The sequence below is a fragment of the Gillisia limnaea DSM 15749 genome (genome assembly GCF_000243235.1).
Lineage (GTDB): Bacteria > Bacteroidota > Bacteroidia > Flavobacteriales > Flavobacteriaceae > Gillisia > Gillisia limnaea.
Genome location: NZ_JH594606.1, coordinates 871,306 through 885,501, shown reverse-complemented (window position 1 = coordinate 885,501; position 14,196 = coordinate 871,306). Strand labels below are relative to the sequence as shown.

Annotated in this window: 12 protein-coding genes and 1 riboswitch; of the genes, 3 read left to right on the top strand and 9 right to left on the bottom strand. The window is 37.2% G+C overall.

Translation table 11 applies throughout. From position 1 onward, the window contains the following. Nucleotides 1-58: 58 nt before the first annotated feature. Nucleotides 59-1,054, top strand: coding sequence for an endonuclease/exonuclease/phosphatase family protein (locus tag GILLI_RS05660; RefSeq protein WP_006988153.1), 996 nt, complete (start codon nt 59-61; stop codon nt 1,052-1,054). Nucleotides 1,055-1,537: 483 nt separating this feature from the next. Here GILLI_RS05660 and GILLI_RS18825 read toward each other — a convergent pair whose 3' ends face one another. The 9 genes from GILLI_RS18825 to GILLI_RS05615 all read right to left on the bottom strand — a co-directional run bounded on the left by GILLI_RS18825 (nt 1,538) and on the right by GILLI_RS05615 (nt 12,138). Further along, nucleotides 1,538-1,702, bottom strand: a complete 165-nt coding sequence (locus tag GILLI_RS18825) for a hypothetical protein (protein WP_245545602.1) — start codon at nt 1,700-1,702, stop codon at nt 1,538-1,540. 129 nt (nt 1,703-1,831) lie between these two features. Continuing rightward, the gene (locus GILLI_RS05650; RefSeq protein ID WP_006988151.1) at nt 1,832-2,155 is read right to left on the bottom strand and encodes a type II toxin-antitoxin system PemK/MazF family toxin; all 324 of its coding nucleotides are present in this window, start codon (nt 2,153-2,155) and stop codon (nt 1,832-1,834) included. Continuing rightward, nucleotides 2,146-2,391 (bottom strand): AbrB/MazE/SpoVT family DNA-binding domain-containing protein, encoded by a 246-nt coding sequence (locus GILLI_RS05645; RefSeq protein ID WP_006988150.1) that lies wholly within the window; start codon nt 2,389-2,391, stop codon nt 2,146-2,148. Before GILLI_RS05645 ends, GILLI_RS05650 begins: the two co-directional genes overlap by 10 nt. Nucleotides 2,392-3,015: 624 nt before the next feature. Next, nucleotides 3,016-5,331, bottom strand: a complete 2,316-nt coding sequence (locus GILLI_RS05640) for a S9 family peptidase (RefSeq protein ID WP_006988149.1) — start codon at nt 5,329-5,331, stop codon at nt 3,016-3,018. A 530-nt stretch (nt 5,332-5,861) separates the two neighbouring features. Then, nucleotides 5,862-6,707: a universal stress protein gene (locus GILLI_RS05635; protein ID WP_006988148.1), complete on the bottom strand. Its 846-nt coding sequence runs from the start codon at nt 6,705-6,707 to the stop codon at nt 5,862-5,864. A gap of 736 nt (nt 6,708-7,443) precedes the next feature. Continuing rightward, nucleotides 7,444-8,046, bottom strand: a complete 603-nt coding sequence (locus GILLI_RS05630; RefSeq protein ID WP_006988147.1) for an REP-associated tyrosine transposase — start codon at nt 8,044-8,046, stop codon at nt 7,444-7,446. 661 nt (nt 8,047-8,707) lie between these two features. Further along, nucleotides 8,708-9,352 carry a hypothetical protein gene (locus GILLI_RS05625; protein ID WP_006988146.1) on the bottom strand — a complete coding sequence of 215 codons (645 nt, stop codon included), beginning with the start codon at nt 9,350-9,352 and terminating at the stop codon, nt 8,708-8,710. A gap of 519 nt (nt 9,353-9,871) precedes the next feature. Beyond that, entirely contained in the window at nt 9,872-11,716 is a 1,845-nt protein-coding gene (locus tag GILLI_RS05620; protein WP_006988145.1) for a hypothetical protein, read from the bottom strand. Nucleotides 11,717-11,841: 125 nt separating this feature from the next. Continuing rightward, on the bottom strand, nt 11,842-12,138 hold the full coding sequence (locus tag GILLI_RS05615; protein WP_006988144.1) for a hypothetical protein: 297 nt from the start codon (nt 12,136-12,138) through the stop codon (nt 11,842-11,844). 381 nt (nt 12,139-12,519) lie between these two features. Here GILLI_RS05615 and GILLI_RS05610 point away from each other — a divergent pair, with 381 nt between their 5' ends. Further along, nucleotides 12,520-12,942, top strand: coding sequence for an OsmC family protein (locus tag GILLI_RS05610; protein ID WP_006988143.1), 423 nt, complete (start codon nt 12,520-12,522; stop codon nt 12,940-12,942). 80 nt (nt 12,943-13,022) lie between these two features. Beyond that, a riboswitch (SAM riboswitch) is annotated at nt 13,023-13,127 on the top strand. 49 nt (nt 13,128-13,176) lie between these two features. Beyond that, nucleotides 13,177-14,196: a homocysteine S-methyltransferase family protein gene (locus GILLI_RS05605; RefSeq protein ID WP_006988142.1), complete on the top strand. Its 1,020-nt coding sequence runs from the start codon at nt 13,177-13,179 to the stop codon at nt 14,194-14,196.

The following is a 14,196-nucleotide window of genomic DNA, read 5'->3' as shown; positions in this document are numbered from 1 at the left end:
AAAGGGCCCGGTCTGCAAATTTTTAGTACCTTAATTACCCTCGTATAAATTTTATAAAATGAATTTTAGAAAGGTCTTTCTTTATTTTGTTATTGTACTAAGTTGCCTGGTAATCCTCGCCAGCCTGCTATCCCTTTTGTATAACCTGCCTTTCTGGTATTCCAAATTGCTGGATTTTCCCCGACTGCAATATTTGATCCTGGCAACCGTGTTCCTGCTACTCTTTGTTGGCTTGGCTAAAAAGTGGAAGTGGCCATCGATCCTTCTGGTCTCGGGTCTCGTTGCAGCTATAGCTATACAATCCGTAGTTATCTTTCCTTACTGGTTTGGAGAAAAAGCAGTTCCCGATGCGGGTAAAAATTATTCCGAAGACAATTCCGTAAGTATTCTTCTGGCAAACGTGTTGATCAGTAATCGGGAGTCAGAAAAATTTTTGAACGTTGTTCGTGAGTCTGATCCTGACCTGGTGCTGGCAATGGAAGTCAACCAATGGTGGATGGACGAGCTGGAGATACTTAAGAAGAACTATCCTTATGTAATAGAACAGCCAAATGAGGAGGCCTACGGGATGGCATTATATTCCAAATTTCCTCTTCTGGATGAGCAGGTAAAATATCTCAAACATAAGGATGTGCCATCTTTTCACGCCAGGGTGCAGCTAAATTCCGGAAAGGAATTTTTGTTTCACGGGGTGCATCCCGTAGCTCCAATGCCCAGTGACAAATATCCAGACAACGTGGGAGAAGGGGAAGTGGCACTTCTCAAGGTTGGCAATTTTGTCGCGGAAGAAGAGATCCCTTCTATGGTAGCGGGCGATTTTAACGATGTCTCATGGTCCCGTACCGCAAGATTGTTTGGCAGTAGTGGCAATTTGAAAAATGTGCGGCTGGGGAGAGGGATTTATAGTAGTTTTGATGCCAATTCAAGGATCATGAGATGGCCGCTGGATCACTATTTTGTAACCGAAGAATTTCAAGTGGTGGCTCTCAGGAGATTATCAAAAATTGGATCTGATCATTTTCCTGTTTATGCTAAATTTGTTTTAGTTGAATAGCTAAAGACTCATGATCTATTGTGTTAGGCTTTACCGGCAAACGAATGCTTGGTTATGAGCTACAATATTTTTCAGTTTTATTTATGTTTTCAGTCAGTTTTCTATTCGCATATATAAAATGAAATACAATTATTCTATAAAATGCTACTATTGGTAATTTGATATAATTCCAATATGGCTTATTGTTATCAAATCCCATTTGCCATATTCCCGTAATCATTTTTATCAAAATTACTTTTTCTAATTGAAAGTTTAAATTTTCTTTCAGAGTTCCGGCGAGCTTGCACCCAAAATCAGTCTATTTAAAAATCTAAGTTTACTGTCAATTATGGACTAAAATAAGTCTTCTAAACCTGGGATTATTGGCCATAACGCTGTGTTTGTAGCCACAAGGTAGTTCTTACCTGATCTTTCAAAGTGGCACAAAACGAACCGTAATATCCAGTCACGCAGCGATAGAAGGCTTTGCCACAGCGGGAGTTCTTAGTTTTCAGCAAATTTTAGTAAAGGATTTATATTTCCATTGTCAGCCTCTCTTAATGCCGTGATATATACTTTCCTCGTTTCATCCGCTTTAACCATATTTGACTTGTTCCAACTAAAAATTTCTTTTCCGAAAATAGATTCAATAATTATATCAGCCATCATTCTTGAGTGCCTGCCATTTCCATTGGGAAAGCAGTGAATTGATACAATTTTATGTTTAAATCAAATCGCAATCTCTTCAGGTGAATAGGTTTTGTTTTCTATCCAATATTTGGTGTCTTTTAGTACCTTTTAATCAACGAAAGTTTCTCTTATTACATCTTTTAATTTCCTTATTTCAGCACTTGTCAATTTATCAAAGGTATTTATAATTCGTGATTTGTCAATTGTTCGTATTTGGTCAATCGCCATCATTCCTTTTTTACCGCTCGATTTAAAAGAAACTCTTGTAGGGTATTTATTGAGATTTGTTGTCATTGGGACCACAACAATCGTTTTTAGATATTTATTAAGTTCATTTGGAGAAATTATTACGTAAGGACGGGTTTTTTTAATTTCACTACCAATTGTCGGATCAAGGTTTACGAGAACTATGGAATATTGTTTTAAATCCATTCATCAAAATCATCATCTTCAAACACACCATTCATCAATAATTGATCATCTCCGCTTTCAGCCATTTTTTTGAATTTATCTTCCCAGTTTTTTCTGGGAGATTCAATCGGTTTCAGGATTATATGGCCCTTTTCAAGAATAAGCTCAACTTTGTCTTTAATATTATATTTTAAAAGAATTGTTTTGCTCAAACGCAAACCTTTCGAATTTCCAATTTGTATAATTGCTGTTTCCATTACTCTAAATTTTGTAAATACAAAGTTATTACTTTTTGTCCAATATCAAAATTCTATTTTCGGTTTAAATTGCATTAATGCCTACGGTCTTGGTCCGAAAGTAGCGTGGAGTAGGGAGGCTTTTGCCGGCTTTATTGTTCGTATTGGAGTCTAAAATATAATTTTAAAATAAATGCATGCTATTTGCGGTTTCCGAATATTAGGAAGAAGAAGTCAGCAAACCTCAACGCGCTTTCTTTTTGCTTCATGAATGCTTCAGGCGCGAAGTCATGAAATCGCAGATTCGAAGAAGTCAAACCTCACGAATCGGGGTGGCTGGGCTGCGCAAAGTCTCCCGACTTTGAAATGATCTTCTTCATCTGGCTGCGCGAAGTCTCCTGACTTTGAGCTTTTTTCAGCTCCCCCTTCGGGCCTGCCTGCCGGCAAGGCAGGGGTTGGGGGCTACAGGCGCGAGGTCATGAAATCGCAGATTCGAAGAAGTCAAACTTCACGCAGCGGGGGTTTATGAAAAGTGCGGAAGAAGTAAGGCCAAAGGAAATAAGCTGAAGGAGGAAAGTTTAAAATAAAATAACCTCCCAAAAATGCCATTTTTGGGAGGTTATTTTATTAACGGGGTTTCTTTTTTTAATCTCTGAACTGCGGCGCCAGTTCTTCATCCTTAAGATGTTTGGCATAAAATCCCAACATTGCTTTATAAAGGTCAATCCGGTTTTCCTCTTTTCCGAAACCATGTCCTTCATCATACTTGACCATATAAGGAACATCAACGCCTTTTGCACGTAGCGCCCTTACAATTTGATCGGACTCGTCAATGTTCACCCGCGGATCATTCGCACCCTGAACCACAAGTAATGGCTTTTTAATTTTGTCAATATGAAAGACCGGTGAAACCTCTTCCATAATCGTTTTTTCTTCAGGGACTTTTTCGTCATACCAGATCTCTCTCAATATTTTCTCATAAGGCTTCCAATAAGGCGGAATAGTTTCCATGAAAGTAAATAAATTGGAAACACCTACATAATCCACACCGGCAGCATAAAGGTCTGGAGTTTTGGTGAGACCCCTCAATACTGCATATCCACCATGGCTGCCCCCATAAATGGCAGCTTTATCTGGATCTACCCAGCCCTGGCTGATCACGTATTTCAAACCATCTTCAACATCGTCCATTGCTTTTCTCCCAATTTGTTTGAATCCAGATTCTAAAAATTCACGACCATAACCTCCGGAAATCCTAAAATTCACCTGCAGCGTGGCATAACCACGACTAGCAAACAATTGTGCCTCTGGATTAAATCCCCAGGAATCTCTTACACCTTGCGGGCCTCCATGAGGATTGACAATAACAGGAACTTTTTGCCCTTCCAGAGCGGCTTTTGGGAGGGTGATATAACCATGTATGGTTTTTCCATCCCGGCTTTTAAAGGTAATGGGCCTCATTTCGGCCATATCTTCACCTTTGAGTTGGGGCATCAAATTATACAACAATTCAAATTTATTGGCCTCAACATTATACGACCAATATTCGCCGTACAATTTATCACTTTGAAGGAATACCAAATACTTACTTTCGTCATCAGTTTTATCAGCTATAGAATATTCCTTATTGGGGAATTCTTCAGTGATACGCTTATGTAGCTTTTTATAGTAGTCGCTAACCGGTACGATTTCCTGCTTTTCCCCCTCAAAAGTGTAATAATCCAGTTCGTAATTCCTATTTCGCGACAGGGAGACACCAGTAATATCAAAATCGTCATTCGCAAATAACTTTTTGATCACCTTATTTTCCTTCAGGTCGTACAGATAAACCGTGTTTTTGTCTGTTTCCAGATTTGAAACAACATAGGCATCATGGGGATATTCAGTCGCATAATTTAAGGTAGGATTAAAGTTGTCTTTCCAATTAATTTGCTTGATTACCTCAAAATCCTTAGATTCTGTAGCTTTGTTATAATAAAGATCCATATTGACACCTTCGCGCAAGCGCACAAAGCCCCTTAAGGCTCCATCCTTGTCAAAAAGGTAGTTCATAATAGGATTTGCAACATCATCATTGGTGTACAGTTTTTCAATTTCCCCGGTCTCAATATCCAATTTGTAAGGTTCAAAAACCTGTGCATTTTCTTTGTTCATAGAAATAATGACGTGGTTCTTGTCATCTTTTAAAAGGTCCAAAATCTGGGCCTGAACTCCTTCGAATGGTGTTAAATCCTTTGTATTTAACCCATCAACATCTGCTGCATATAAATGGTAGTTTTCGTTTCCTCCTTTGTCCATTACATAGAGCAGTCTATCCTCATTCCCCCAGCCATAGCCTCTTACCAATTCATCCTTCTCTACAATTGCCCGGGTAATTTCATTCGTTTTAAGGTTTTTTACAAAAACGTGGTTTTTGGCATTTTCATCTTTTTCGCGGTAGGACATATACTTACCATCTGGGGAGAACTGGAAAGAACTCGCCTTTGGTTTGGCAAAATAATCTTCCACACCATATTTGTAATCCCCCTGATCGAAGGCCGCCAGTTGCTCCAATTCTTTTTTAGATGAGGGTAAGGATATATCCCCTGGTACTGTTATTTCCACTTTTTGAAGTACCAGAGGAAACTCTTGTCCCGACTGTTTAAAAGTACCGGTAATAGTTTCTTCTTTGAGAGTGCCGGTGTAAATGGCGCCAATTTTGGTATAGGAGAGGGTAACCTGGTTATTTACAAGTTTAACCTGGTCCAGGGGCAATCCAAAAGCTCCCTGCAAAGGACTGTCCATAGTTCCTGAAAGAGAGTCATTCTCTTTAGTGATGGCGAATTTCAATGGCAATTCACTGCCCTGTACATCCAATTTCCCTTCCCAGGTTCCTTTCAATTCCTGAGCCTGGATTCCATTTATTCCCGTAAATACCGAAAATAAAAGAATATAGGACAACTTCATAACCTTGTTTTTCATTCTCTAAAAATTTAATAGTTAATGAACTAAAGTTAGCTATTTTCGAAATACAACTAGATTTTTCACAAAATGATTTTATAAGTCTACATATTTTTCATTTTGCCAATCCAAGACCCCGTTGCGCAAAGTCTTCAGAATTTTAGCTTTACATCATTTTGAAACCTATAACTTCGTCAAAGTTTAACTTCGTTGAATCTGCGATTTCCCGGCTTTGAAACGAATCATTTTTCAATAATGCTCTGGCCTCGCAAAGTCTCCTGACTTTGATCTTCACGTCATTTTAAAACCTATTACCTCCCCAAAGTCTCCCGCCTTTGAAACAGATCATCTTTAAAATAGTAGACCTTGCTTATTTTGATTCTATGGGCCTTAGGAGGCAAAAAGTTTAAAAACAATAAGAATAAGAAGTCAGGAGACTTCAATGTGCTTATTAAATCTTCAAAAATTTTCAAAAGAAATAGACTTCACGCAGCGGGCTATATATTCTTCAACTTTATCGGCTTCAATTTTCATTTTTTACGACTTTATTCTTATTTCAATTCCTTTAAAATCAATACCGGCACCTTTGGATTAAAATCGATGTCTTCCTTAAATCGCTGTGAAAAGAGTTTGCTGAAAAACCCCTGTTTTCGTTTATAAAGCGCGAGAAAATTACTTTCTCTACTTTCAATAAATAAATGAACACCCGTGGTAACCGTAGTTTGCGTGAGTCTATGAAAGCTGAAATCAACTTCGGCAAAATAGGTTTTCAGCGTTTCTTTGTTTTGTTCCTGCTCTTTAGTGAGCGGCCTGCTGTCGCTATCAATATACAAGATCCTGATGCTGGCATTTAAATTAATAGTCATATCTATTAGCACCGAAACTTCTTTGTTTTTAAATGGAAATTTATAATTGGTAGGGAAAACTATTTCTCTGTTGGATTCTGGTAGTTCTTGCATTTGTTCAGGAAGAATTAAAAAGGGACAATCTTCTACCTTTTCGGTCACTTCTGAAATTTCATTCTCAAAAGCCGCGTTTATCGAAACATTTTCCCCCCGGGAAACCATTAAAATCAAATCTATATTGTGCGCATCTATGCATTCCTGCATTGCTTCGGCGAGATCTTTATTTCGCGATATTGTTTTAAACTGATGTTTCTCGTTTTCTTTTCTGAAATTTAAACCTTGTAGAATTTTCTGTAATCCTTTTTCAGATTTAGCCTTTGCTGCTTCCAGTTCGGCATTGTAATTCCTGCTTAGGGTAATCCTTGTGGGAACTTCATAAGCATTCAGAATAAAAAAAGTACAGGGAATATTTTTGTAAAGATTTAAAGCATACACCAAGGTATTCCAGGCATGTTTGGTGAAATTGGTAGGAATAAGAATTTTCTTTTCCATAGAATAAAATGAATTAATAAGCAATTTCTGTAAATATACTAAAACTAATTTCCCAATATTTCTATTTTCCAGCGGAAAAACCTGATTTAAACAAAGGGAATGAATAAAAAATTACGTTTAAAGATGATTTCTAACACGAAGTCAGGAGACTTCAGCGCGCTTTTTTTCCTATCATGAAGGCAATTACGCGAGGTCATGAGACCTCACGCAGCCGGTTGGCTGGGCTGCGCAAAGTCTTCAGACTTTGCGCTTTTTTCACACCCTATTAAAAGCACATCCATCAACAAAGTCTCCCGACTTTGAAATGATTTTCTTCAGAAGTACCTGCCTATTTTCTCCAGGTTCTACCATTCTATTGCGAAGAAAAAGGTCAAAAACAATAAAAACACGAAGTCAGGAGACTTCAAAGTGCTTTTTTTTATCATGACGGCAATTAGGCGCGAGGTCATGAGACCTCACGCAACGATAGAAGGCTTTGCGCCTTTTTTACACCTTATTTTAAGCACATCCATCAACAAAGTTCTCCTGACTTTGAAATGATTTTCTTCAGAAGTACCTGCCTTTTTTCTCCAGGTTCTACCATTCTATTGCGAAGAAAAAGGTCAAAAACAATAAAAATACGAAGTCAGGAGACTTCAAAGTGCTTTTTTTTCTATCATGACGGCAATTAGGCGCGAGGTCATGAGACCTCACGTAGCCGGATCTGCGATTTCCCGACTTTGAAACGAATCATGTTTCAATAATGCTCACTTTTTACTATCGTCCAACCCTTTAAAACATCTGCAACAGGATTATCGGCTAAAGTGATTTCTTTCAGCACACCATTTCCATTTACATAATTTGAAGCACTGGAATAAACAAAATCAGATGCCCGGGTAACAATTCCGGCGCGCACCGGGTTTAAATGAATGTAGTCCAATTTTGACCATAGAAATTTTTCGGTGTAGATCTCCTCCGAATGGTTTCCAAACTGCCATACCTGGTAATTTTTATTTCTGCTATGACTGTATGTAGCCTTATGAAGACGCTCGAGGATCCATTCTTTTCGGCTTTCAGGACTATTTTGAAGCAAATCAAGAATCCCGGTGGCAGTAAACTTTTTAAAATCTCTTAGCAAATTTGAAAGTTCTCCCTGCTCAGACTGAACTATCAGGTGTATGTGATTGGTCATAATAACATACCCATAAAGGATCATCCCTTTATTTTTAATACAGTAGGAAAGGCTATTTATTAAACAGTCCCTGTAAATTTGCCTACTGAAAATATCAATCCAATCCACAACTGTGGCAGTAATAAAATGAGCCTTGGTTTGATCTTTTATGGTATAACCTTCTTTCATGATTTTTCTGTCTTATAAAAATACAGAATAAAAAATTAGGTTTAAAGATGATTTCTAACGCGAAGTCAGGAGACTTCAACGCGCTTCCATTTTTTATCATTATCGCAGCAGGCGCGAGGTCATGAGACCTCACGCAGCCGGGGAGCCTGGGCTGCGCAAATTCTTCAGACTTTGCGCCTTTTTCACACCCTATTTAAAGCACATCCATCAACAAAGTCTCCTGACTTTGAAATGATTTTCTTCAGAAGTACCTGCCTTTGTTCTCCAGGTTCTACCATTCTATTGCGAAGAAAAAGTTTAAAAACAATAGGAATAAGAAGTCAGGAGACTTCAATGTGCTTTTTTTTCTATCATGACGGCATTTAGGCGCGAGGTCATGAGACCTCACGCAGCGATAGAAGGCTTTGCGCCTTTTTTACACCTTATTTTAAGTACATCCATCAACAAAGTCTCCTGACTTTGAAATGATCTTCTTCAGAAGTACCTGCCTTTGTTCTACAGGTTCTACCATTCTATTGCGAACAAAAAGTTTAAAAACAATAGGAATAAGAAGTCAGGAGACTTCAATGTGCTTTTTTTTCTATCATGACGGCATTTAGGCGCGAGGTCATGAGACCTCACGCAGCAACAGAATACTTTGCATAGCTGGGTTTTCAGATTTTTAAAACTGGATTCCTAAGCTTAATCCATACGATCTAAATATTAAATTGCCTGGTCTTTCATTGATTTCATTTAGAATAGGTTCGTTGTAGATGTAATAATTATAATCTCCAAATACGTTTAAATTTAAATTAAACGTATCGGTCCTTGTTATTGGAAATTGTAATCCGAGTCGGACATTTGCCATATCGCTTTCAATGTTATCGCTTAGAGCTATATTGTATGCAGTCATCAAATTTATATTCACACTTTCGTAATTAACGAAGTGATACCTTAGTATTCCTCCTAATTTCAATGCTGATATTTTTTGCTGTACCTGATGCTGGAAACCACCTATAGCTCCTAGTGTCAGTTTATTAAAGACCGGATAATTTATGCTATATAAAATACCGTATGATGCTTTATTATCTAGTTCTGTACTTCTTCCACCCAACAGATTATCATTAGCATCATAAATGGAATAATCATACCTAATCTCATTGGATACACCGAATTCAATTTCGATATTGGAAAAGAAACGTTTAGTTAATTTATCTTGATTTGAACTTTGAGAAATACCTCTTCCAACATTAAATAAATCGGAGGGACTTTGGGAGTAAGAGTAGAAATTAGTTATAAGGAATAGAGCAAGTAAAATTTTCTTCATTGTTATTTTCAATTTATTTTGGTTTAGTTTTAATGTGGAACAGCAAATTTATAACTGTACTTTTAATAATATATTTTAAAATAGGACCTGTAAATCTGGCTGCGCGAAGTCTCCTGACTTTGAGTTTTTCTAAATACGTTCCGTAGAATAAGCTACGTCAAAGTTTAACTTCGTTGAATCTTCGATTTCTGGCTGCGCAAAGTCTTCAGACTTTGCGCCTTTTTCACACCCTATTTAAAGCACATCCATCAACAAAGTCTCCCGACTTTGAAATGATTTTCTTCAGAAGTACCTGCCTTTGTTCTCCAGGTTCTACCATTCTATTGCGAAGAAAAATTTCAAAAACAATAAAAGCACATTGAAGTCAGGAGACTTCAATGTGCTTCTATTTTCCTTCATGATTGCAATGAGGCTCGAGGTCATGAGACCTCACGCAGCGAGGTAATTGGTCTCTAAAATATAACTTTTCAAGGGAATGTCCGTTATTTTACTTAACCGAAATAGGCACAGCCACTTCTACTATTTACTCAATGCTTTTAAAATCCGTTCTTCGTTTATTAAAATATCTCTAAATAATACGTGAGGAAACTCTTGATATTTGGATATTTTGAAAGCATCAAAAATATTTGTTAAAGTCAGAGCTGTAACAAGAGATAAATTCATTTCCGTATCCATTTCACAATCGGTCACAAAATCATCACTAAATTCAGGAGCTACAAGTAAAATTTTTACAATTCTCAAATCATTTTTTAAAGCTAAATTTTGATATGATTTTAATTGGCGAGATACTGTGCTAAATTTATTATATCCACGTTCTTTGCTGGTTTTGCATTCCACAATGATAACTTCATTATTCCCTAAGTTTAAAAGAATATCAATCATATCCTTATTGGTATTTAGCTGATTTTTAAACTTCTCATCAACATCAAAACCAAGTCCTTTGAAAATTACCTTTGTTAATTCTTCGAACTTTATACCAAGTTCACTTTCCTTAACTATAATTCCGTTTTCTTTTAATAAGTTAAGATTACGATATCCAACATTCATGTAGTTTTCTAAATATAGATTTTCTACATCCTTGTAATGTTCTAAAATATTTAGAATGTTTTCTCCCCTTTGTCGAATGCCATTTTCTTTAAGGAAAAAGGTTAAATCTGATTTAGTTATCAAATCCAAGATGTCCCTTGGTTTGATATTATAAGCAAGTAAAAATTCAGCTTTAAGAACGAATTCATCTTGTAATTCAAATTGATCTTTAATTTGTTTATTTAGCTTGGGTAAAGCTTGATTCAATTCAGCTAAAAGCTTATCAAACCCATCTAATGAAATTCCGACTTTTTCGTCTTTTTCAACAGCATCAAAATGTTCAATTAAACTGTTGATCTTTTCATCCAAGGTGCTCCCTCTCAAATTTTTAATTTCAAGACCTTTTTCACACAGTTCATTTAGCGCCTTCTTCTTTTCGGTTAATGTGCTTCCAGTCTTATAAATATCTGTAAGTAGAAGATTTGTAAATGAGACTCCTTCTTTAATTATTCCTTCAATTTTTTGAGAATAGTCAAGTTTGCGGTCAATATTATGGTCTTTTGCAATTTGGTTAATAATTGGTTCCCTCAAAAGTTTTAAAGTCCTCCTGTAAAATTTTTCTGCAACCTCTTTTTCGCGAATTTTTCTTAAAACCCTTACCATTTCATCTGCAACATAAATAGTGTTTTCCTTATTAGAATAGAAAATAACACCAATGTTTTTAAGACCTTTAATTACCTCTTGTATTTCAATTTTCTTAATTGGCAATATTGAATAATTAATCAATTTTACTTCTTCCTGCGAAAGACCAAGTTGCCTTGAAAGTGTTAGGATAATAGATAGTTCATCTGAACTAACTTTGGAATCTCGATTGTTTTCTACATCATTGTAATATGCTGTATGAAGACAGGCCTTATAAATTTTATAGTCTCTTTTGCGTTTTTCACTTAATTCGGATTTGTCATTTTCAAAATCTGCATTTAGTGCCTTAATTCTATTTTTAAGATTCTTTATTTCGGTGTCATACAGTCTTGAAAACCAATCTTGTTTCATAATACAATTGCCATCTTTAATAATGATATCAATAAGAATATCTAATTGAGATGTGATTTCCTGAAACTCACATTCTATATATTTTCGAAATTCATTGGATGTTAAATTGAATATTGTTGAAATATTCTGGTTATCAACCGACTTAAGACCTTTGTCTGAAGAGCTTAATAATTTTTCTATTTCTTTCCCGTTTTTGGGGTTTTTCGAGATTATATTGTCAATTATCTTGATAAATGAGTTCTTTTCTAGTGATCCTAGCCTATCCAAAATTTTCTCTAATTTCATATAATTGTTGTTTAGTTTGGTTGTTGACCGGTTGTGCCAAATGGTCTTGGTTCGCAAGTAGCGGGAGTAGGGACGCGAACTTGCAGGTTTAGTTATTTGTTAGTTGACGTCTAAAATATCACTTTTCATTGGTATATCCGGTATTTGCGATAACCAACTATGTTAGCAGCGGCGTTCTTCTGATTTTTAAATTCGGTAGTGAGTTCATAGCCCGGCTGCGGATTCATAGTGTACCCTAGCACTTTTACAAATAGTTCGCTGAGAAAGGTGGCCTGGAACTGCTCCTCCTTAGAGCCACGAATGTTTTCCTGGATCTCGGGATTATGAAAGAAAGTGGTGAATTTCTTATAAGCTTTTTCCACCTGCTGCTCTTCCTGCAGCCGTAGGTGATCTTTAAGTACAGAACTTTGAAATAATGCCATCGAGGGGTTTAAGGGGTAAAAACAATCGCTTTTCCTAAAATCCTGCGGGTAGGGTAGTGCAGGAAAAACTAAGGAATAGTAAATCTAAATATTTTCTTAAAATAATTGGGATATATGAGGAGAAGTTTTCAACGAATTGATTAACAATGAGGAAGTATAACAGTGGGAGGTTGTGACGTCACGGATTACAAATTTGCGCCGTCTCGTTGTCACGGATTGCAAATCCGCGCCGATCCTGACACGGATTGCAACTTTGCGCCGACACGTCACGGATTGCAAATTTGCGTGAGAAGTTGTCACGGATTAAAAATCCGCGCCGACTGATTGAGAAATAGAGAATTTGAATGCCTTTTTTACTAACTTTGCCCAAAATATATTTAAATGAAAATCAGGTTAAAAAGATTAAACGATAAGTATCATTTTGAAACCCAAAACGAGCGTGGGGACATTGTTTATTTAGACAATAAATCGGAACCTAATCCACAAGGCGCAAGCCCAATGGAATTGCTATTGATGGGAATCGCGGGTTGCAGCGGGATCGATATCGTGATGATCCTTAAGAAACAACATATCGAGCCGGAAGACCTTCAAATGGAAGTGCAGGGTTTTAGAGTAGATGGCGCTATTCCAAATGTATTTACCGCCATTAAGCTAAATGTATTTTTAAAAGGGGATTTTTCTCCAGAAAAGGCAAAACGCGCTGTAGATCTGTCTATAGAGAAATATTGTTCGGTGGCAAAGATGCTTGAAAAAGCGGCAGAGATTAGTTATGATGTTTATTTAAACGAGGAACTGGTTAAATAACATAATTTTCCTACAAAAAACTTGCATTCTAAAGTTCCAGCATTATATTTGCTGAAATAAGTTCATTTATATTTTATAATACGTTATCAAGAAAGGTTGAGGGATTAGACCCTGTGAAACCTTGGCAACCCTCCCCTGGAGAAGGTGCTACATTCTACCGCACGCATTGTGCAGATAGATAACAAAAGAATTCTTTCCCGCTCTTCTTTTTTGATAATTTTTAAATTTTTTAAAATGTCAAAATTAGAAGAAATACTTTCAAAAAAAATACTCATTCTGGACGGTGCCATGGGCACTATGCTGCAGGATTATAAATTCTCTGAAGAAGATTTTCGCGGCAGTCGCTTTGCAGACTGGCCGGTTTCTTTAAAGGGAAATAATGACTTATTATCCCTTACCCAGCCTGAGGCCATCGCAGAGATTCACCGTAAGTATTTCCTTGCAGGTGCCGATATTGTGGAAACCAATACCTTTTCAGGAACCACAATCGCCATGGCCGATTATAAAATGGAGGAACTGGTGTACGAGCTAAATTACGAGTCGGCCAGGATCGCGAAAAAGGTTGCAGAAGAACTCACTCTTGAAAATCCTGAAAAACCTCGATTTGTAGCCGGAGCAATTGGCCCTACCAATAAAACTGCAAGTATGAGCCCGGATGTTAACGACCCCGGTTATAGGGCGATCTCCTTTGAAGCGCTAAAAATCGCGTATAAGCAACAGGCCAGAGCGCTCATAGATGGCGGGGTAGATGTTCTTTTGGTAGAAACCGTCTTCGATACCCTAAATGCTAAAGCTGCCTTGTTTGGAATAGATGAGCTCAAGGAAGAATTAAACACTGCTATACCTGTAATGATAAGCGGAACGATTACCGATGCTTCCGGGAGGACCTTGTCCGGCCAAACCGCAGAGGCATTCCTTATTTCAATTTCTCATATGGATTTATTGAGCGTAGGTTTCAATTGTGCATTAGGCGCAAAACAGCTTACGCCTCATCTTGAGGTCCTTTCTCAAAAATCTGGTTTTTATGTTTCTGCATATCCCAATGCCGGCTTGCCAAATGCTTTTGGAGAATATGATGAGTCTGCAGAGGAAATGGCTAATCAAATAAAAGAATACCTGGAAAAAGGCCTGGTGAATATCCTGGGAGGTTGTTGCGGCACTACACCCGCGCATATAAAAGCTATGGCAGATGTGGCAAAAGAGTACAAACCACGGAAAATAGCTAGCCGGGAACCCTCAAAAATTTTAGACTGA

Bases quoted from the DNA above. Each gene is read 5' to 3' on its own strand.
- GILLI_RS05660 (WP_006988153.1), top strand. From the start codon at position 59: ATGAATTTTAGAAAGGTCTTTCTTTATTTTGTTATTGTACTAAGTTGC.
- GILLI_RS18825 (WP_245545602.1), bottom strand. From the start codon at position 1,702: ATGATGGCTGATATAATTATTGAATCTATTTTCGGAAAAGAAATTTTT.
- GILLI_RS05650 (WP_006988151.1), bottom strand. From the start codon at position 2,155: ATGGATTTAAAACAATATTCCATAGTTCTCGTAAACCTTGATCCGACA.
- GILLI_RS05645 (WP_006988150.1), bottom strand. From the start codon at position 2,391: ATGGAAACAGCAATTATACAAATTGGAAATTCGAAAGGTTTGCGTTTG.
- GILLI_RS05640 (WP_006988149.1), bottom strand. From the start codon at position 5,331: ATGAAAAACAAGGTTATGAAGTTGTCCTATATTCTTTTATTTTCGGTA.
- GILLI_RS05635 (WP_006988148.1), bottom strand. From the start codon at position 6,707: ATGGAAAAGAAAATTCTTATTCCTACCAATTTCACCAAACATGCCTGG.
- GILLI_RS05630 (WP_006988147.1), bottom strand. From the start codon at position 8,046: ATGAAAGAAGGTTATACCATAAAAGATCAAACCAAGGCTCATTTTATT.
- GILLI_RS05625 (WP_006988146.1), bottom strand. From the start codon at position 9,352: ATGAAGAAAATTTTACTTGCTCTATTCCTTATAACTAATTTCTACTCT.
- GILLI_RS05620 (WP_006988145.1), bottom strand. From the start codon at position 11,716: ATGAAATTAGAGAAAATTTTGGATAGGCTAGGATCACTAGAAAAGAAC.
- GILLI_RS05615 (WP_006988144.1), bottom strand. From the start codon at position 12,138: ATGGCATTATTTCAAAGTTCTGTACTTAAAGATCACCTACGGCTGCAG.
- GILLI_RS05610 (WP_006988143.1), top strand. From the start codon at position 12,520: ATGAAAATCAGGTTAAAAAGATTAAACGATAAGTATCATTTTGAAACC.
- GILLI_RS05605 (WP_006988142.1), top strand. From the start codon at position 13,177: ATGTCAAAATTAGAAGAAATACTTTCAAAAAAAATACTCATTCTGGAC.